At 58.4% G+C, this 18,488-nt stretch carries 17 protein-coding genes; 10 read left to right on the top strand and 7 right to left on the bottom strand.

The window, feature by feature from the left end:
* Window positions 1-19 precede the first annotated feature (19 nt).
* The 6 genes from R3D51_06245 to R3D51_06220 all read left to right on the top strand — a co-directional run bounded on the left by R3D51_06245 (window position 20) and on the right by R3D51_06220 (window position 6,072).
* Window positions 20-1,312, top strand: a complete 1,293-nt coding sequence (locus R3D51_06245) for a formylmethanofuran dehydrogenase (protein MEZ5899078.1) — start codon at window positions 20-22, stop codon at window positions 1,310-1,312.
* 25 nt (window positions 1,313-1,337) lie between these two features.
* Window positions 1,338-3,002 carry a formylmethanofuran dehydrogenase subunit A gene (locus tag R3D51_06240; protein MEZ5899077.1) on the top strand — a complete coding sequence of 555 codons (1,665 nt, stop codon included), beginning with the start codon at window positions 1,338-1,340 and terminating at the stop codon, window positions 3,000-3,002.
* Window positions 2,999-3,913 (top strand): formylmethanofuran--tetrahydromethanopterin N-formyltransferase, encoded by a 915-nt coding sequence (gene fhcD, locus R3D51_06235; GenBank protein MEZ5899076.1) that lies wholly within the window; start codon window positions 2,999-3,001, stop codon window positions 3,911-3,913. The genes R3D51_06240 and fhcD overlap by 4 nt, the downstream gene beginning before the upstream one ends.
* Window positions 3,913-4,722, top strand: coding sequence for a formylmethanofuran dehydrogenase subunit C (locus R3D51_06230; protein MEZ5899075.1), 810 nt, complete (start codon window positions 3,913-3,915; stop codon window positions 4,720-4,722). Before fhcD ends, R3D51_06230 begins: the two co-directional genes overlap by 1 nt.
* Window positions 4,723-4,898: 176 nt before the next feature.
* Window positions 4,899-5,099 (top strand): hypothetical protein, encoded by a 201-nt coding sequence (locus R3D51_06225; GenBank protein MEZ5899074.1) that lies wholly within the window; start codon window positions 4,899-4,901, stop codon window positions 5,097-5,099.
* 76 nt (window positions 5,100-5,175) lie between these two features.
* Entirely contained in the window at window positions 5,176-6,072 is an 897-nt protein-coding gene (locus tag R3D51_06220) for a pentapeptide repeat-containing protein (protein MEZ5899073.1), read from the top strand.
* A 44-nt stretch (window positions 6,073-6,116) separates the two neighbouring features.
* Here R3D51_06220 and R3D51_06215 read toward each other — a convergent pair whose 3' ends face one another.
* The 5 genes from R3D51_06215 to cpaB form a co-directional block, all read right to left on the bottom strand.
* On the bottom strand, window positions 6,117-6,977 hold the full coding sequence (locus R3D51_06215) for a DUF1194 domain-containing protein (GenBank protein MEZ5899072.1): 861 nt from the start codon (window positions 6,975-6,977) through the stop codon (window positions 6,117-6,119).
* Between the two features lie 6 nt (window positions 6,978-6,983).
* A complete protein-coding gene (locus R3D51_06210) occupies window positions 6,984-7,805 on the bottom strand; it encodes a pentapeptide repeat-containing protein (GenBank protein ID MEZ5899071.1) in 822 nt (273 codons plus the stop codon).
* Between the two features lie 255 nt (window positions 7,806-8,060).
* Window positions 8,061-8,417 (bottom strand): hypothetical protein, encoded by a 357-nt coding sequence (locus R3D51_06205; GenBank protein ID MEZ5899070.1) that lies wholly within the window; start codon window positions 8,415-8,417, stop codon window positions 8,061-8,063.
* Window positions 8,401-9,975, bottom strand: a complete 1,575-nt coding sequence (locus R3D51_06200) for a type II and III secretion system protein family protein (GenBank protein ID MEZ5899069.1) — start codon at window positions 9,973-9,975, stop codon at window positions 8,401-8,403. Before R3D51_06200 ends, R3D51_06205 begins: the two co-directional genes overlap by 17 nt.
* Before the next feature lie 162 nt (window positions 9,976-10,137).
* On the bottom strand, window positions 10,138-11,070 hold the full coding sequence (cpaB, locus tag R3D51_06195) for a Flp pilus assembly protein CpaB (protein ID MEZ5899068.1): 933 nt from the start codon (window positions 11,068-11,070) through the stop codon (window positions 10,138-10,140).
* Window positions 11,071-11,595: 525 nt separating this feature from the next.
* Here cpaB and R3D51_06190 point away from each other — a divergent pair.
* On the top strand, window positions 11,596-12,144 hold the full coding sequence (locus R3D51_06190) for a tetratricopeptide repeat protein (GenBank protein ID MEZ5899067.1): 549 nt from the start codon (window positions 11,596-11,598) through the stop codon (window positions 12,142-12,144).
* A 63-nt stretch (window positions 12,145-12,207) separates the two neighbouring features.
* Here the strand turns inward: R3D51_06190 and R3D51_06185 are convergent, their stop codons facing one another.
* Together R3D51_06185 and R3D51_06180 are read right to left on the bottom strand one after the other, a co-directional pair.
* The gene (locus R3D51_06185; GenBank protein ID MEZ5899066.1) at window positions 12,208-13,698 is read right to left on the bottom strand and encodes an amino acid permease; all 1,491 of its coding nucleotides are present in this window, start codon (window positions 13,696-13,698) and stop codon (window positions 12,208-12,210) included.
* A 291-nt stretch (window positions 13,699-13,989) separates the two neighbouring features.
* Window positions 13,990-14,658: a TetR/AcrR family transcriptional regulator gene (locus R3D51_06180; GenBank protein ID MEZ5899065.1), complete on the bottom strand. Its 669-nt coding sequence runs from the start codon at window positions 14,656-14,658 to the stop codon at window positions 13,990-13,992.
* 359 nt (window positions 14,659-15,017) lie between these two features.
* Between R3D51_06180 and R3D51_06175 the strand changes: the two genes are divergently transcribed.
* Genes R3D51_06175 through R3D51_06165 form a run of 3 tightly spaced genes read left to right on the top strand, consistent with a single transcriptional unit; the run spans window position 15,018 to window position 18,480 of the window.
* Entirely contained in the window at window positions 15,018-16,394 is a 1,377-nt protein-coding gene (locus R3D51_06175; protein ID MEZ5899064.1) for an aspartate aminotransferase family protein, read from the top strand.
* Complete coding sequence (locus tag R3D51_06170) at window positions 16,391-17,131, top strand: gamma-glutamyl-gamma-aminobutyrate hydrolase family protein (GenBank protein MEZ5899063.1); 741 nt, start codon at window positions 16,391-16,393, stop codon at window positions 17,129-17,131. The genes R3D51_06175 and R3D51_06170 overlap by 4 nt, the downstream gene beginning before the upstream one ends.
* Complete coding sequence (locus tag R3D51_06165; GenBank protein ID MEZ5899062.1) at window positions 17,128-18,480, top strand: glutamine synthetase family protein; 1,353 nt, start codon at window positions 17,128-17,130, stop codon at window positions 18,478-18,480. The genes R3D51_06170 and R3D51_06165 overlap by 4 nt, the downstream gene beginning before the upstream one ends.
* Window positions 18,481-18,488: the final 8 nt, after the last annotated feature.

The raw sequence follows: 18,488 nt of genomic DNA, 5'->3' as shown, positions 1-18,488 counted from the left end.
TGGAACGATGGGGGCGCAAATGCCAGCTTCACAGGCATCGGGCAACACCGATGCCCGTGGGCAGTATGACAATGTGGCGTGCCCTTTTTGCGGCATCCTTTGCGATGACCTCAGCATCGCGCGGAACGGGTCTTCTCTAAAAGTGACCGCGAACGGCTGCCCCAAGGCGATCGCAGGCTTTGAGCGCGACGTGTCCAATGCCAAGCCGCAGATAGGCGGCAAAGACGCCACGCTCGCGCAGGCCATCAGCGAGGCCGCCAATCTGCTAAAGGCCTCGCGGCAGCCGATCCTGGGTGGGCTAGGCACAGACGTCGATGGCATGCGCGCCGTGTTGGAGTTGGCGGAGCGCACCGGCGCTGTCGTCGATCACGCGCTTTCCGAAGCCCAGTACCGCAATTTCCGCGTTCTGCAGTCCACCGGCTGGGTGATGTCGACGCTGACAGAAGCGCGCAACCGCGCCGATCTGTTCGTGATTGTAGGTTCCGATCTGCACGCGATGCATCCACGCTTGTTCGAACGGGTCATCAATGCCGAGAGATCCATGTTCTCGGACAACCCGCCCAAGCGCACCATCGTTTTCCTCGGTGAGGGACTGGACACCTCGGCTGCGCAGGGTTCGCGCATCGGCGACATCATTTCGCTTCCCGCCAAACCAGAGCGCATTGCAGAGATCCTCGTTGCCATGCGCGCGATGGCCAAGGGCGTGGCGGTGTCAGGCGACACCATCGGAGGGCTGCCACGCGCCGCCGTCGAAGACTTGCTGGAACGCTGCAAAAAGTCATCCTACGGAATTATGGCCTGGGCGCCTCCGGCCTTCGATTTCGCCAATGCCGACCTCACCGTCCAAGCCATCTCGGAGTTCATCAAGGACATCAATCAGCATTCGCGTTTCGCGGGCTTATCACTTGCGGGCAACGAAGGCGCGATCTCCGCGGGCGCCGTGTGCGCCTGGCAGTCGGGCTATCCGTTGCGGGTATCGTTCGCCACCGGCAAGCCAATTTACGATATAGAGCGTTTCTCGATGTCCCGAATGCTCGCCGCCAAGGAGAGCGATCTTCTGGTTTGGATTGCAGGCTTCACGCCCGATCTGAGCCCACCCGACACGGACGTGCCGACGGTCGTGCTCGGCACGCCGGGCCTCAAGCTCTCGCGTACGCCCAAGGTCTTCATTCCCATCGGCACGCCGGGCGCCGATCACAGCGGTCTACTCATTCGTTGCGATAACGTTGTGGCGCTGCCGCTTCAGAAGCTCGGCCGCGCCGACCTGCCAAGCGCAAGCAGCGTACTGGCGCACATCCAAGCCGCCCTCTAAACGCTTTCCTATCGAGACCCCAGACATGCTCATCAAGCTTACAGGCGGCAAAGTCTACGACCCGATCAACGGCGTCGATGGCGAGATCCGCGACATCTTCATTCGAGACGGCCGCATTGTTCAGCCGTCCCCCTCCGATAAGGTCGATCAGGAATATCCGCTGCATGGCCGCGTCGTCATGGCGGGCGGTATCGATCCGCATTCGCATATCGGCGGCGGCAAGGTGACGATCGCACGTATGCTCATGCCGGAAGATCACATGGGCCACGAAGTTGCGCGCACGGAACTGACGCGCGCGGGCTGCGGTCATGCGATCCCGTCGACGCTCACAGCCGGGTATCGCTACGCCGAGATGGGCTATACGGCGGCGTTCGAGCCCGCCATGCTGCCGGCGAACGCGCGCCAGGCCCACATGGAAATGGCCGACACGCCCCTTATCGACAAGGGCGCATTCGTCATGCTCGGGTCGGATGACTTCTTTCTGCGCCAGCTTTCCGGAAAGCAGGACTTCTCAGCCATCAAGGACTACATAGCCTGGACGATGCACGCGTCGCAGGCGATAGCAGTAAAGGTCGTAAACCCCGGCGGTATCTCCGCCTTCAAGTTCAATCAGCGCAAGCTCGACCTTGACGAAAAGCACGTCCATTACGGCGTCACCCCTCGCGACATAATTTTGAATCTCGCTCGCGGTCTTAAGGAGCTCGGCGTTACCCATCCGCTTCATATTCACGGCTGCAATCTGGGTGTGCCGGGTGGCGTCGAGACGACGCTGGCCACTATTCGTGGCGCTGAAGGACTGCCGATCCATCTGACCCACATCCAGTTCCACAGCTACGACACCGAAGGCGACATGAAGTTCTCTTCGGGCGCGGTACGCGTGGCCGAGCTGGTAAACCAGAACAAGAACGTTTCCATCGACATCGGTCAGGTCATGTTCGGGCAGACCTGCACGGCGTCCGGCGACAGTATGCGCCAGTTCGTCAACACGCGCTCAGCCGACCCCAAGAAATGGGTCGTGATGGATATCGAGTGCGACGCCGGCTGCGGTGTCGTGCCGTTCAAGTATCGCGACAAGAGCTTCGTCAATGCGCTGCAGTGGGCGATCGGTCTGGAACTCTTCCTGCTCGTCGACGACCCGTGGCGCATTTTCCTGACCACAGACCATCCCAACGGCGGTCCTTTCTACTGGTATCCGCACATGATCCGTCTGCTCATGGACAAAGCGTTTCGCAACGACATGATGCAGAAGATCAATCAGGACGCACTCAAGTATTCGTCGCTGCCTTCTCTCGATCGCGAATACACCATGTACGAAATCGCGATCATGACGCGCGCGGGTCCGGCGCGGAGTTTGGGTCTGAAGGACCGCGGGCATCTCGGCGCCGGCGCTTGCGCCGACATCACCGTCTACGAAGACAATCCCGATTACGAAGCCATGTTCGAAAAGCCTGAATATGTCTTCAAGAATGGCGAATTGATCGTGCGCAACGGCAAGATCGTGAAGGTCGTGAACGGCGCCACTCACGTCGCGCGGCCTACTTACGACAACGCGATCGAGAAGCAGATCAGACAGTATTTCGAGAACTTTCATACAATGCGCATGGAGAACTTCCGCCTCTCCGACGATGAGATCGTCAACGGCGGCCGCGGTTCGATCATCGTGCAACCGACGGGGACGCGCACGTCATGAGCCAGACTCCAGGCAAAACCATCAACGGCGTTCTGATCGACGACACTTTCGCGGAAGCCTTTGGCATGTCGGCAACCGGCATGATCATCACTGCGGATACGTTGAAATGGGCGAAGATCGCTGCCGACACAGCAACGGGGTTTGGTACTTCGGTCATCGGCTGCGGAGCGGAATGCGGCACAGACCGCGTGCTGTCCCCCGATGAGACCCCTGACGGCCGTCCCGGCGTGCGCGTCCTCATGTTCGGCTTCTCGCCGGACGCGCTCATTCCGCAGGTCAAGAACCGTATCGGTCAGTGCGTGCTGACAAGCCCCGGTTCGGCCTGCTTCAACGGCGTTGTCGCAGAGCAGAAGATCGGTCTTGGCCAAGGCCCCCGCTTCTTCGGCGACGGCTTTCAGACCGCCAAGAAGCTTGGCGGCTCGCGCTACTGGCGCGTGCCCGTGATGGACGGCGAATTCGTCATCGAGGAAACGTGCAGCGTCACCACCGAAGCCGTCGGCGGCGGCAACCTTCTCATCATCGGTAATGACCGCCCCGGTCTGCTTGAAACCGCGGAAGCGGCAGTTTCAGCAATCGCCAAGGTTGATGATGTCATCACGCCGTTTCCCGGCGGCATCGTTCGTTCCGGCTCGAAGGTCGGCACCAAATACAAGGGCATGTTCGCCTCGACCAACGACGCCTTCTGCCCCACGCTGCGTGGAACGGTTAAGAGCGAACTCGGCCCCGAGGCCATTGCCGTGCTCGAAATCGTTATCGACGGTCTTACCTCGAAAGCGGTCGCGGATGCGATGCGCGCCGGTTTGGCAGCCGTGACCGAGGTTGGCGCGGCCAAAGGTGTGACGCGCGTGTCGGCGGGCAACTACGGTGGCAAGCTCGGCCAGCACCATTACCATCTGAAGGATCTGATCTGATGAGCGGCCTTACACTTCGTCTCAAAGCTGGCGCAGGCGAGCGGCTCGACCTCACCGGTATCACGCCCGACAAGCTGGCTGGCCTGTCGAGCGCGGAGATTGGGGCCCTGCCCGTCGGCTCGGACAAGGAGCGCATCACGCTTGGACAAGCTTTCGATATCTCCGGCACGGCTGGCGACACGCTCACGATCTCCGGCTCGGGTGCGGCACTGGACTTCGTTGGCGCTGGAATGGCCAGCGGCACGTTGCGTGTGACGGGCAATGTCGATGCCTATGCCGGACGTAAGATGTCTGGCGGCAGGCTTGAGATTGCAGGCAACGCGGGCAACTATCTTGCGGCGGCGATGACGGGCGGCATCATTCACGTTTCAGGCAATGTCGCCGACAGCCTGGGCGCAGTGCTTCCGGGCGAGCGCTTCGGAATGGCGGGTGGCGCCGTTGTCGTCTCGGGTAATGTCGGCGCGCGGGCTGGCGACAAGATGCGCCGCGGCACCATAATCGTAAAGGGCACCACCGGTGCACAGACTGGCACGCGCATGGTCGGCGGCACCATTTGGGCGGAAGGCGGCCTCGGACCCGACCCAGGATTAATGATGCGACGCGGAACGCTGATTGCTCCCAAGGTCGAGCGTCTCTTGCCAACGTTCGTTGATTGCGGCCGCCATGACCTTGTGATTACGCGGATAATCTCACGCTATCTCAAAGCCGAGCTGGGCGATCTCGCTCCCCCGCCATTGCCGCACTTCGTGCGCAAGATCGGTGGCGACATGTCCATTATCGGTCGTGGCGAAATCCTGTTGCCCGCGTAAACAGGGCAGGGAAAAGCGCAAGAACAATACGAATTCAGAATGTCCCCGGCCGCTGGCTTTCGTGTAACCTCAGTTTTTGGGGTGCAACGAAGTCCAGACCGGCTTCGTTATGTTTTGGACCAATAAGGACCGCCGGCCTCTTTCAACCGAGCCGGCCGCTTTAAGGACAGCCGGACATGCTCGCAATCATTCTTTCCGCCTGCTTGATGAAAGAGCCAAACGTTTGCCGCGAATACCGAATCCAGCTCCAGGAGCAGATGGACACGGTGAGCTGCACCATGTACGCGCCGCCCTACTTCGTTCCCTGGAGCCAAGAGCATCCAGGATGGCAGATCAAACGCTGGCGCTGCGCATCTGCTGCCGAAGAGGATATCTGATGCAGATTTTTTGCAGCACGCCTGTAACTCTGCGCCCGTGTCGCTCGTACTTTCCTTAATTCAAGGAAGGTGTGCCATGACGATCCCTTCAAAGCCCCGTTCGGAAACCTGCGGGCAGAACAGGGGACACCGAAGCGCCTCGAACTCCGATACCGGGGCCTGGGCCACAGCGCGCTGGCCCTTCATCATCCTGGCTGCGCTCCTCAGCCTTAGCCAGGCGGTGCCGGTTCCTGCGAACGCTCAAAGCATGGTCGATTCACTCGACCTCACCTCCGAAGAATTCACAAAAGCCGATATGAGCCGCGCGGATCTGGAACACGCGCTCGCCAATTTGAAAGATGGCGAGACGCTCGATCTCTCAGGCAAGCGGCTCAACGGCCTTGATCTTTCAGGGATGGATCTGACCCGGACACGCCTACAAGCAGCACGCATCAACAACGCCAACTTCAAGAATGCCAAGCTCGATGGCGTGGTGCTGGATGCCGCCTGGGCCATCAAATCCGACTTCACCAATGCCAGTTTCATCGGCGCGAGTATGTTTCAAACGCAAATGCTGAACGCCAAGCTCGACAACGCAAACTTTGCGCACGCGATGGTGGGTGCAGACATGTCTCGCGCCAGCGTCACCAACGCCAACTTCGACAACGCCATGCTGGCACCGGACCTGACCAATCAATCGATGGGTCTCATGCGCGGGGTTCTGATGAGCGCTGACCTTAAGGGCTCGACATTCAAAGGTGCCAATCTGCGACGCACGGCATTGGAATTCGCAGACCTGCGCGGCGCTGATTTCGAAGATGCCGATCTTACCGGCGCAGAGCTTGCCGGTGCCGACCTCACCGGTGCCAATATCGCCGGCGCGAACCTGGAGGATGTCGACGTGGACTCCGCCAAGCTGATCGATCTGAAAGGCGCTGACACGGCCAAAGGCCTTGATAAGCTGAAGAACGCCGACAAGGCCATTCGCAACTAAGCGCAATGTCGGCTGCCCTGGACCTTCGAAAACTCAGCTTATTATCATTTCACTAGTCGCGATGTTTTGTCGGCATCCATGTTCAGCCCGAGGTTCAAGCGACCAGGAATACCAAGCCCGCTGATTTCGATGACGAACTTCTGCCTGATGGCGCGACCGAAATCGTTGTAGCCGTTGGCAGGCAGAACAAACGCGCCTGTCCCACCCATTACATGCGTACGATACCATTCCTCCAGCGTAACTGGGCCATGACCATTTTGCTTCAACGTCGAATCTGAGAAGTCTGAACCCGGAGCGCGATAAGCACCCTCGCCGACGGGCTCTGACGGATCGCCGATGTTGATGGGCAAGCCATTGACGGTGACGCCGTTGGCTACCAGTTCGTCGCGCACTTTCTCGATGGGCTCATCCGCGTTGCAATTGTCCGGCCCATCGCCAGAAACGTCCACCACGACGCGCAGCGCTTCACCGGGAATTTGCGAAACAACCTTATCATTCACCGAACGCATCATGCGTGTCATGCAGGTAAACTCACCCGACTGCGGTGGGATCTTGCGGATCTTTGCGGCGACGGCAAATGCTTCGTCCTTGTTCGTGATCTTCTGCCACGGGAGAGTGAACTCGGGCCGGTCCGACCATGTCACCATCGAAAACAGAATGCCGCCGTTGGGGCCATTGGTGATCGCTGCGATCACGCCGGGATCTTCCAAGGCCGAGGCGATGCCTTCCATCTGCAAACGATATCGTTCCTCATCGACGGAATTCGATACGTCAACGGAGACGACAAGCGCAGTATCGACCTGCAGAGTGTTCGGAGATTGAGACCAAACCGCATTGCTGGCGCCAAGCACACTCGCGCCAACAACCGCTGCGGCCACCGCATATCGCATCTTGGGGAATTTCAAATCCAGCTACCTCTTCACCGCCGACTGATCGACGTTCGTCGCGGTCTCAAGCCCCTTCACACTGTTGAGACCTTTCGCTCCAGTGAGCTTGACACCTTCAAAATTGCAGCCCGAAAAGACCGCATCCGTCAAGTCGGCCCCGGAGAAGTCCGCATTGGTCAGATTGAGAGAGGTCAGCCTCGCACCTTTCAGATTGGCCCCAGTGAACCGGCCAAACGTGAAATCGACATTTCGAATGTCGACACCTTGCAGATTTGCGTCCGTGAAATCTGCGCCCTTCATCAAGGAAGAAGGTGCAAGCCCTCCTTCGACCGACATGTCGAACGGACCGATGGAGGCTTCGCTCAAGTCCGCGCCACGAAAGTTCACGCTATCCATGCGCGCAGCAATCCGCGCCCTTTTCAGATGCGCGCCGGCAAATACAGGCGTTTCGGCAACGTTAAAATCCGGCGTGCTGAAAATGCTCGGTTTCAGTATCGTGACGCCTTCGAGATTGGCACCCTTGAAATTCGTCTTAGTCATTATCGCGCGGTCGAGCTTTGACCCCGAAAGATCCGTCCCTTCGAGATTGGCTCCGGAAAGATCCGAGCCGTAAAGGTCAGTGCGCGCCAGCATCGCTGAACGAAAATCGATTCCTGCCAGATCGAGCTCGCTCAGGTTCTTGCCGGTAAGGTCGATTTTCGCGCCGGGCGGTGCCTTGAAGACGGCAACCGCGACTTGGCGCGCCGTCATATCGGCTGCAGTCGCGGCGACATTCCCGGCCCCCAAGGCCAGCAGGACGGCAGCAGACAGACGTCCTCTAAGCATGTGGTTAATCTGAAAGGACATTCTCGATGGCTCTCTCGCGCGGATTCCGGATGGCGCTACGGCGCTTCACTCGGAGGAGAATATCCCACGACGGCCCTGATGGGGGTAACTTTTACTCGATCATTGGGTCAGGAAAACAGCACGCTAGAAATGGCGGTTGGGCCTTTACATCGGGTCGAGTGGGTCGAACCACGACTGCCTCGTAGATTAGAGGCGCATGAATCGAGAAGCCCCGGCGGGGCGATGCCAGGGCTACTCTTGCAAAACCGACTGGACCTACTGGCTGCCGCTCACGGCGGAGGGAACCTTGTCCAACACACCGTTGCCATCATCATTAGTGCCTTTGTCGAGAGCGGCAGGCGGCGTCACCGTGCGACTGCGGTAACGACTGACAGCACTTCGAGCGCGTTCGCCGTCCCACAACCAGCGATCACGTTTCGCCGCCGCTGGCCACCGATTGATCGTCTGCGTTGCGTTATTGACGGCTATAGAGTCGCCGACACCTAACGTGATCGTATCGCGCCGCTCCAGATAGTCGTCGCATCCACCGAGGGCGGCGACAACCGCCGCCGCCAGCACGCTTCGCGCGCTCCCGACGATCGCACGCGTGTTAGCCTCATTTCGCCGAGACATGGCTCACCTCCATTCCCGGATCGATGATGTGACCATAGAGCTTAGGACGCCCGCGGCGCTCGTCCGCTTCGGTAATCTCCTGTCGGCCACCAAGGAAGAAATCAACGTCGTTGGAAGCAACCGGCGCATCGAGCGGTGTCTTGAACGTCTCACCGGGGCGCTTGGGCTTCACCAGGCGAGGCGTGACGATGATAACAAGATCGGACTCGTTCTTCTGATATTCGGCACTGCGGAACAGCGCGCCGAGGACCGGCACCTGACCGATCCAGGGAAGCTGCTCCTGGTTCTTATTATGCCGATGCTGAAGCAAACCCGCGATGGCCAGCGATTGTCCATCACGAAGCTCCACGGTTGTATTCGCACGCCGGACAGCCAGACCAGGGATGCGCACATTATTGACCGTGACCGAATTGGTATCGTCAATGTCGGACACTTCAGGTGCAATTTTCAGATTGATGAGACTGTCCGCCAGAACGGTTGGCGTGAATGCTAGCGCCACACCGAATTGCTTGAACTCAATGGTAATCCGGTTGTCAGCCGCACTGACAGGGAACGGAAACTCGCCGCCCGCCAGAAAGCTCGCCGTGTCGCCGGAGGTCGTGACCAAGTTCGGCTCAGCCAATCGGCGTGCAAGTGAGCGCGTCTCCAAAGCACGGATCATAACATCTACGTTGGTGCCGCCCTCTAGAATTCGCGCAATCATAGTTCCGAACGGCGCTGTGCCCGAAAGGAGATCGGCCGTCGACAAGGCGAGGTCCTGACCACGGTTGAAGACTTGTCGGTCGGTATCCCAAGCCACGCTTGAACTGCGCCCCCGGGTACCGATGCCCAATTCGCGTGAAGCTGAGCGCGAGGCTTCGACGAAGCGTACTTCAAGCATGACCTGCTGGGGCGAGGCGACAGTCAATGCGTTGGTCACGGCATCGGGCGCATAACGCTTTGCAATGGCAACGGCTCGTTCGACGGTCGGCGCGTCGCGCACGGCGCCTGACAGCATTATGCCGCCGTTTATGGAGTCGACGCGGATGTCCGCGTCCGGCAAGTTCGTCCTGAGTTTGGCTCTCAAATCGTCGACGTCGGGCATAACATCGACCTCGACGATCCGCACGATCGACTGGTTTTCGCCAACCACCGTCAACCGCGTAGACCCAACCTTCTTGCCGACGACGTAGATCGAGCGATCAGAAAGCGGTACCACGTCGGCGACTTCAGCTTCGGCAATGAGAGCGGTCGTATACGACCGTCCAATCTCGACCACCTGAGATTTCTTGACCATAACCGACAGTCGTTTGACGACGCCGTTAAACGAGCGGCTACCACCGGACGGACCTGCTTCGACCTGTCGTCCTTCGGCGTGCGCAAGCTCATGCACGGGCCATAAACACCCGCCAAAAGCAATCATTGCCAGCAGGCTGGCGGCAACAAACCGGCGGGCGTGCAATTTATGAAAAGGCATTGCCTGAACCAGCTTGCCGGCCTTAGGCATGGAATTTCTGGCCATGGCAAAGCCGGAACCTACGCGGCGCAAAACGCCACGGCATGCAAACGTCTGCCACATCGCAGATCGTCCTCACTTAAGTTTACGGTCCCGAACGCTACGGAACTCAACTAATGGGACGCATCGACAATGGGCGGCCGCCTACTTTAACGCAGCAAAGCGAAGCCCGGTGAAACAAGGCGATTTTCACGCTTGGCCGGACTTCCCCAAAGCGAGGATTGCTCAGTCCTTCGGCTTGCTGCGCGCAACCGTATACTCGGAGGAGTCAACCGACCTTACGATATTGATCTTTACGGTCGGAGGCTCTCCCTCGTCCTTGCCAGGTGAAGGTGGCACCTTGGCCGGTTCCTCGGCAACGGCATTCGTCGGCTGGAATGTGGCTTCAGGTGTATTATCCCCGCTATCCCCAAGGTCGCCGACCTTCATCCGACGCACATCCTGCGACACGTTCAGACTCGCGGTGGAGCGAAGCACCAGCGACAGCGTGCCGATAGTTGAGGCAAGAGCGATCTTTTGAGCTTCGACCAAGTTGACTTCCACCGTTACCGTTTGACCGATCTTGGGCGTCTCCATCTTGAGATCGGAAAGCTGGTCGATGGCGAGGACGCGCACACGCTCGATGAGAAGATCAGTATAGGCGGGCTTTTTCGGCTTCTTGCGGTCTTCGGCTTCCTTCTCATCGACAATAAGAAGAATATCGACGAAATCGCCGGGCATAACGAAGCCACCGACGCCGAGCACGTCATTGACCTTGATCGTGACGGCCTTCTTGCCACTGTCCAACATGTTGGAAAGCGTAGCGCGCTGGCCGGGACCCGAAATCTTGCCTCGGAGAATGGGCTCGTTGCCGCGGATAGCCTCCAGCACGACGCGGTTGCGCTGTTCGCCAAACAGCTCCTTTATCGTGTGATACGAGCCTTCAGGGATGTTCTGAGACGGCCACTTTGCTTCCGTCAACTGCTCGGCACCGAGTGCTACGCCAAAAGCCATGTCATGCTTGGCAACGACAACGGTGGTCAACGGAATTTGAGGTTCGTCGCTCTTCAGCACCAACGTCTTGGTCGGCCCTGAAGGCATCCAATTATAAGCGCCCACCGCAGCAAACAAACCGCTGGTAGAAGCAAGAAACAGCGCAAGCACAACGTCGCGGCGCATGGGTGAACGGCTCCTGATAAGCCTCGAGGCGTGGCAATCTTTCTACACCTGGGTTATCGCATGGGGTTGCTTAAGCAGTTCATAAACAGCGTGTTGATGGAATGTGATTAATCCCACTGGGCCACGGTGACATCGTGTTAGCGTTAGAAAACTCTTAAATTTTGCTCCACGAACCGCCGTTGCGTCTGAGGCTTCTCAACAGGCTATCGACAGGTCTGTCCGAGGGCGGTCTAATCTGAACGCCAAAACATTGGCGCGCGCTCCAATATGGGGCACTAATGGTACAACGAGGTCGGTCAAGACCCACGTGTAGTTTGCAACTCCTGCCCAATCAAAGATCAACTGCTCAAAATCTAAGATCAGGCTCGTTGCGAGTGGGAAGTACTCGTTAGGATTTGCAGACAATGAACTGCCGATCCCTTTGCCAGTATCCAGTTGTGTTTATGTCGCGTTTTTAATCCGCTCGCGCAGCATTTTTCGAGAGCGGATAGCGTCATCGGTTGGGTACTGGTTGCGGGGATAGTCGTGCCGAAGTTTCGAGCTGCAGTTATTTGTCTGGTGGGTGCCGCGCTCGGCCTAAGCGGCTGCGCCGAAGGCGCGCTCGTGGGCGAGAGTTACATCACAGATCCATTTGCCCAAGGCGGCGCGGTTGAAACGTCGGCATTACCCGAGACCGTGAAGCTCGTCTCAGAGGCCAAACTCCAATTCACGCAAGGACATTACGGCCTCGCCATAGACGCCTATTCGAAGTCGATCGAGAAAGACTCTCACAACCCCGATGCCTGGCTTGGTCTTGCCGCAAGCTACGACCAGATCGGCCGTTTCGATCAAGCCGACAAGGCTTACGGGAAAGTGCAGGCACTGATCGGCCCGACGCCAAGCGTACTTAACAATCTGGGGTATTCGTACCTGCTGCGTGGCAATCTCGACAAAGCGCGGGGCACATTGGCCGCGGCGTATCAGGGTGATCCTGGCAATCCCTATATCGTCAATAACATTGAGATCCTGAATGAGCGGCTCATCAAGCTCGGACATCCGCCGATGGTCATGACCAACGCCCCGATAAAGGGATAAAAAAATGCGCCAGCGTTTCACCGCCGGCGCACTTGTTTCATTTTCTGTCTCGGTGATCTGCGATCAGATCGACTTGTATTCCGATTCACCGCGCGAAAGAGCGAACTCCTCTTCCGGTGACAGGATCAACTTATGACGTCCGACCAAAGCAAAGTAGATGATGCCAACGGCAAACCAGGCAGCCACCCAAAGAACGCCTGCAAGATATGTCGGATCTTGAAGCTGCATGTAGATGGTGACCAGCGCAATGATCACCGTCAGCGCCGCGCCGAAGACACCCAACGGACTCTTATACGGCCGCTCGATGTTGGGGAACTTGCGTTTCAGCTGAATGTAAGACAGCCCCTGCATCACATATGAGAACATGGCGCCAAACACGGCCATGTTGAGCAACGTGCCACCGATGACCTTTGCACCCTGCTCCGCACCTTCCACGAACCAAACCGTAAGCATGACGGCAAGCCCGAGGACCGAGCCGACGATCATGGCGATGTGCGGCGTCTTTCTGGTTCCGTGTGTAATCGACAGGAACGTCGGAAAATATCCAGCACGGCTGACCGAGTAGATCTGGCGACCGAACGCGAAAATGATTGCATGGAACGATGCAACCAGACCGGTCACAGCAACGAGCGCCAGAATATTGGCAATATCACTGCCAAACAATGCCCTGAACCCGTCAAGCAGCGGCTCGCCAGAAGCGCCAAGCTTTTGCGAGCCCACGCCCACCACCGACGGGTTGAGGAAGAGCACCAAGAACGCCGAGCAGATGAGCGTAAACATGCCGAGCATGATCCCCTTGGGCATATCGCGTTTGGGATCTACCGACTCTTCGGCTGCCAACGGCAATTGTTCGATGGCCAGAAACAGCCAGACAGCGAAGGGAAGCGCGGCAAGAACTCCGTACATCCCCATCGGAAGCATCGGACCGTTTCCTTCCGGCAGCTCACTACCGTCGGGAGCAATGTTGAGTGCCCAGCGATTGAAATCTACGTGCGGGATGGCGCTGATATAGAAGACGGCAAGACACAAGAGCGCCAGAACTGTGATGAAGAGCGAGAACTTGAAGGACTGTTCGACGCCTAGATAGTTCAAACCTACGAACAGCACGTAGCCAAGAATCCAGAAGATCGGCTGCCATTCCACCGGAGCGCCAACGATGGCCGCAAGGTAGCTACCGATGAAGAAGACGATCACGGCCGCCGTCATGACGTATTCGACATTCTCAGCAAGCCCGGTGATGAAACCTCCCCACGGTCCAAACGCCGTGCGCGCGAATGAATAGGCGCCACCAGTGTGCGGCATGGCGGGACTCATTTCCGCCAACGAATACGTGAGTCCCAGATACATGATTGCGATAACGATGGTGGCAATGAACATGCCGCCCCATCCGCCCGACGCCAATCCCAGGTTCCAACCGGAAAAGTGTCCAGAGATAACCGCCCCGACGCCGAGTGCCCACAACGACCAAACGCCGGCATGACGGCGTAGTCCACGCGCTTGAAAGTATGCGTCATCTACCTTCTCGTAGGTGACGCCCTTGGCCACATTTTGCATGAGTTGTCCTAACCCTTTTATTGGGCTCAAGGACCTCAGGGCGCCAGCCGAATTAAAACGCCGTGTATTCAAACAATTGGATAGAGCGCATGTCCAAAACGGTTGCCCGAAAACGGATACGCCTGCCAGCGACACCTTGCGTCGTCAAACCCTTCCCCAGATAGACGTGCGACGCTTGAAGTGCAGTGCAATGCAGAAATCGCGACGCACGAATCAGTGCTAGCCTACAAAAGGCGCGTCGTATATCGACCTTGACACAGGATTAGCTATTTTTCCCGATGCGTGACCGGTTCAAACCTTTGCACGCGCAGCAATGCCTGAAATAAAGGCAGAAAACGCTGTATTGAACGCCGCCTCGGCGTCCAGTCTCTTGAAGGCCGGAATGAACGCACGGGTCGCGGGGTAGCCAAGCGGATCGAGCGCGTTGAGCTCGTCCTCTTCCTCCCGGCTTAACGGAACCAATAAGCCTTCAACCTCAGCCAGCGCAAAACCAAGAACGAAGGCATAAAAGGCAAGCCCCAATCCTGCGGCAGCCGGATCGGGTAGACCGGTGGCGCGCATCGCCCGGTACACGATCTCGCTCGACGCATGGTCTGCGGGACCGGTCGCGTTAAAGCGAAAATGCAAATGGAAAACATTGGGATATCGGCGGGCAAGATCGCGATACGCATTGGCAACCGCGAGCAAATCCTTGCGCCAGTCTCCGCTTGGCATTGGCAGCGTCACCATCCCCAAAGACTTGTCAGCGAGCGCGCGCAGCAAGACTTCTTTCGATTTGAAATGGTGCAGGACCGTCATGGGGTCGACGCCCGCAGCCGCGCCAACCTTGCGCACCGAAAAGCCCGTCTCTCCCTCCTGGGCTAACAGCTTGAAAGCAGCCTCCAGAATGTCGGCACGGTCAATGCCGCGCCGCCCCCTCGGTCGCTTCTTGGAAATCTTGCTGGCTGCCCTGCTTGACAATTCTACACCGTAGCCTTTAAAGTCTTCACCGTAGCCTTTAGGCAGAGTAAGCCCGAATTTCGGGCACGCGCAAGTCCGCAAAGATGTTGACGGAAATTATTCCGCCTCACTAACTTGGGCTGGTTGTTGGAGGAGCGTCACGTGAACGGTCATTCGCCGATCGCGGGCAGTTTGGATCACCATGCTTTCGCAAAGCAGGGTGAGACGCGTCATCATTCGACACGCTGCGTTGCCCATGCCTGCGGCCTGACACGCAAATCTCTTCAGCTTCAACAGTGCGCCCGCATTGGCTTCACGCCGCCTGAAACTTCCCGCTCGCAATCTTTCCCATTCACCCGAGCATCGTTGGAGGTTTCACCTTGGCGCAGCAATACTCGCAGCTGAAAGAGCTGGACGCACAGCACCACCTGCATCCATTTACCGATCACAAGTCCCTGCGAGCCGGCGGCGCGCGTGTCATCGTACGCGGCGAAGGCCCCTACATTTGGGACAATGAAGGAAAGCGCATTCTCGACGGCATGGCGGGTCTGTGGACGACGTCCATTGGCTATGGCCGCGAGGAATTGGCCGATGCAGCGCACACACAGATGAAGGAACTCGCGTTCTACAACACGTTCTTCCGCACGACGCATCCCGCGGCGATCAGGCTCGCCCGCCGCCTCGCTGAAATCGCACCCGAAAATCTCAACAACGTGTTTTATGGTTCATCGGGGTCGGAATCGAACGACACCGCTATCCGCCTCATCCGCCATTACTGGGTGCTCAAAGGCCAGCCCAAGCGGCGCATTATTATTTCGCGCAAGAATGCCTATCACGGCTCGACTATTGCAGCGGGCTCGATGGGCGGCATGAGCCACGTCCATCAGCATAGCTATCCGGTCTATGAAGGGTTCCGCCATGTCATGGACCCTTACTGGTTCGGCGAAGCGCTTCCAGGCGAGACACCCGAACAGCTCGGTCTGCGCGCCGCTCGCGCTCTGGAAGAGGAAATCCTGCGCTGCGGGCCGGACAACGTCGCGGCATTTGCTGGTGAGCCCGTTCAGGGCGCCGGCGGCGTCAAAATCGCGCCGGACAACTACTGGCCGGAAGTCCAGAAGATCATCGACAAGTACGGCATTTTGTTCTTGGCCGACGAAGTCATTACCGGATTCGGCCGCCTCGGAACGTGGTTTGCATCCCAGTACTACGGCATCAAGCCGGACCTCATCACGTTCGCAAAAGCCGCCACGTCAGGCTACATCCCGCTCTCTGGCGTTCTTGTCGGCGACAACATCGTCGACGCATTGATGGCCGAGGACGACGACTTCAATCACGGTTACACGTTCTCCGGACACCCGGTCGCGTGCGCAGTTGCGTTGAAGAACCTTGAAATCATGGAGCGCGAGAACCTGATCGCGAAAGTGAAGACCGAAACCGGCCCCGCGCTCGCCAAGCTTCTTGGCAAGTTCAAGGACCACCCGGTTGTCGGCGAGGTTCGCTCGGTCGGTATGCTCGGCGCAATTGAGCTTTGCGCCAACAAGAAGACGCGGGCGCGATTTGAAAAGCCGGGCCGGGTTGGCCTCATCTGCCGCAATCACTTCTTCGACAACGGCTTCATCATGCGCGCCGTGTACGACACGATGGTGTGCGCGCCGCCGCTGATCTGGACGCAAGAGCACTTCGACGAGGCCGAAGCCGTCATCAAGAAGTCCCTCGATGCCACCTACGAAGCCGTCAAGAATGAGGTTGCGGCATGAGCCGACCAGTTGTCGTCATTCCCTGCTGCACCAAGACAATTGAAGGCTACACCTTCGACGCGGTGAGCCGGAAATACTCGGCGGCAGTGGCACAAGTGGCGGAGTGTCAACCGCTCTTGATCCCGCTTGACTTGGCGCTGGTCGATATCGGCGCCGTGCTCGACGTTGCCGACGGCATCCTGTTCTCCGGCAGCCCCTCCAACATCTCGCCCGAGCACTATGCTCCGGGCGAGATACCGGTGTTGCCGGATCAGCTGGACCAGGCACGCGACAAGGTGACGTTACCTCTGATCCGCACGGCGGTCGAAAGGCACATCCCGATGTTCGCAATCTGCCGCGGATTTCAGGAGCTGAACGTTGCTCTTGGCGGAAAGCTGCACCAGGCGGTTCATGATCAACAAGGACTGAACGATCACCGCGAGAAGAAGGAGTTGACGCTTGAGGAACGGTGGGGGCCGGTTCATTCCCTCACTCTGACCGGCAAGCTCAGAGACTGGATCGGCGAGGACGAAATCCGCGTGAATTCGCTTCATGGCCAGGGCGTCAAGGAAATCGGCAAAACGCTGACACCTGAGGCCCGCGCCGAAGACGGCTTGATTGAAGCAGTTCGCGGTCCGGACGATCACCCCTTCTGTTTGGGTGTGCAGTGGCACCCCGAATGGAACGCAAGAAACAACCCAGTATCCGTCAAGCTGTTCCAGCGCTTCGGCGCGGCGGCAGGAGCCAAGTACTCATGAACGAAACGTACCTCTCCGCCGAGCAAGCAAAGGCGTTTCTTGCGGCGCATCCCACCGTGCAATGGATCGACATCTTCATGCACGATGTCAACGGCATTGGTCGCGGCAAGCGGGTTCGCGCGGGCGACCTCGTAGCCTTTTCCGACAAGGGCTTTATGGTGCCCTCGACCTGCTACATCATGGACATGCGCGGTTCGTGCGTGGAGGAGACCGGCCGTCTGTGGGAGACGGGCGACCCCGATATCCAATTCCGCATTTTGGCCGATACTCTCGCCCCGGTTTCCATCAACGATACCACGCACGCGCAAGCCGTCATGGTTCCCGTGGAGGACGACGGCGGACTTGACCCGCGCCGATTGTTGCAACGCCAGACCGCACGTCTTGCCGCCAAGGGCTATCATCCGGTCACAGCGGTCGAACTGGAGTTCTACGTCAGCGCGGCCTCACCTAATGGGAACTTCACGCTCAAGACGCCCCCTGGCTTGGTCAGCGATCCAGATTGGCAGCAACTTTATCAGTTTGAGGAACTCGACTGCGCCAGCGCATTCATTGATGATATCTATCGTATCGCCGAGACGCAAAAACTGCCTGTCGATGCGGTGTTGCAAGAGGCGGGCCCCGGCCAATTCGAAATCAATCTGAAGCACACCAAGGACCCAGCTTCTTCCGCGCTTGACGGTTTGCTTCTGAAGCGCGCGGTGAAGGCCGCTGCTCGCGCCAACGGCATCGAAGCCACCTTCATGGCCAAGCCCCACCACGACTGGTCAGGCTCCGGTATGCACATTCACGTGTCGCTGCTTGATGATGCAGGGAAGAATGTGTTTGCGGGCGATCCAATTTCGCCGCTGTTCCGCAATGCGATTGGTGGGCTGCGCGCGACCATGGGCGACTTCATGGCGGTCTGGGCCCAATCGGCCAACGCCTACCGCCGCTATCAGCCTAAGTCCTATGTTCCTATGGCAGCACACTGGGGCTTCAATAACCGCACGGCATCGCTGCGGGTGTTGAATACGTCCCCCAACGCAACCCGCGTCGAGCACCGCATTGCCGGCGCCGATGCCAATCCCTATCTCGTACTGGCCGCCGTTCTTGCAGGCATCAATCACGGCATCGCCAACAAGCTCGATCCGGGCTCGGCGGCAGAAGGCAATTGCGATGCAACAGACGCGCCCAAGGTTCCGACCGCTTGGGTCAACGCTCTGGCCCAATTCGAAACGGCAAAGACCGTGTCCGATGCATTCGGCGAGACATTTCAGAAGGTCTACTCGCAGATGAAGCAGGCCGAACGCATCGCGTTCGAGCGTGTTGTGACCGAACTCGATCACCAGTGGTACGCGCGGGTCGCGTAAGGACAACA

The organism is Hyphomicrobiaceae bacterium (genome assembly GCA_041397645.1).
Lineage (GTDB): Bacteria > Pseudomonadota > Alphaproteobacteria > Rhizobiales > Hyphomicrobiaceae > Hyphomicrobium_B.
Note: the sequence above shows the minus strand (reverse complement) of the source record. Positions and strands in the feature narration are given on the sequence as shown.

What these genes read in the sequence shown, in the direction of transcription:
- R3D51_06245 (MEZ5899078.1), top strand. Translation starts at nt 20, where the DNA reads ATGCCAGCTTCACAGGCATCGGGCAACACCGATGCCCGTGGGCAGTAT.
- R3D51_06240 (MEZ5899077.1), top strand. Translation starts at nt 1,338, where the DNA reads ATGCTCATCAAGCTTACAGGCGGCAAAGTCTACGACCCGATCAACGGC.
- fhcD (MEZ5899076.1), top strand. Translation starts at nt 2,999, where the DNA reads ATGAGCCAGACTCCAGGCAAAACCATCAACGGCGTTCTGATCGACGAC.
- R3D51_06230 (MEZ5899075.1), top strand. Translation starts at nt 3,913, where the DNA reads ATGAGCGGCCTTACACTTCGTCTCAAAGCTGGCGCAGGCGAGCGGCTC.
- R3D51_06225 (MEZ5899074.1), top strand. Translation starts at nt 4,899, where the DNA reads ATGCTCGCAATCATTCTTTCCGCCTGCTTGATGAAAGAGCCAAACGTT.
- R3D51_06220 (MEZ5899073.1), top strand. Translation starts at nt 5,176, where the DNA reads ATGACGATCCCTTCAAAGCCCCGTTCGGAAACCTGCGGGCAGAACAGG.
- R3D51_06210 (MEZ5899071.1), bottom strand. Translation starts at nt 7,805, where the DNA reads ATGTCCTTTCAGATTAACCACATGCTTAGAGGACGTCTGTCTGCTGCC.
- R3D51_06205 (MEZ5899070.1), bottom strand. Translation starts at nt 8,417, where the DNA reads ATGTCTCGGCGAAATGAGGCTAACACGCGTGCGATCGTCGGGAGCGCG.
- R3D51_06200 (MEZ5899069.1), bottom strand. Translation starts at nt 9,975, where the DNA reads ATGTGGCAGACGTTTGCATGCCGTGGCGTTTTGCGCCGCGTAGGTTCC.
- cpaB (MEZ5899068.1), bottom strand. Translation starts at nt 11,070, where the DNA reads ATGCGCCGCGACGTTGTGCTTGCGCTGTTTCTTGCTTCTACCAGCGGT.
- R3D51_06185 (MEZ5899066.1), bottom strand. Translation starts at nt 13,698, where the DNA reads ATGCAAAATGTGGCCAAGGGCGTCACCTACGAGAAGGTAGATGACGCA.
- R3D51_06170 (MEZ5899063.1), top strand. Translation starts at nt 16,391, where the DNA reads ATGAGCCGACCAGTTGTCGTCATTCCCTGCTGCACCAAGACAATTGAA.
- R3D51_06165 (MEZ5899062.1), top strand. Translation starts at nt 17,128, where the DNA reads ATGAACGAAACGTACCTCTCCGCCGAGCAAGCAAAGGCGTTTCTTGCG.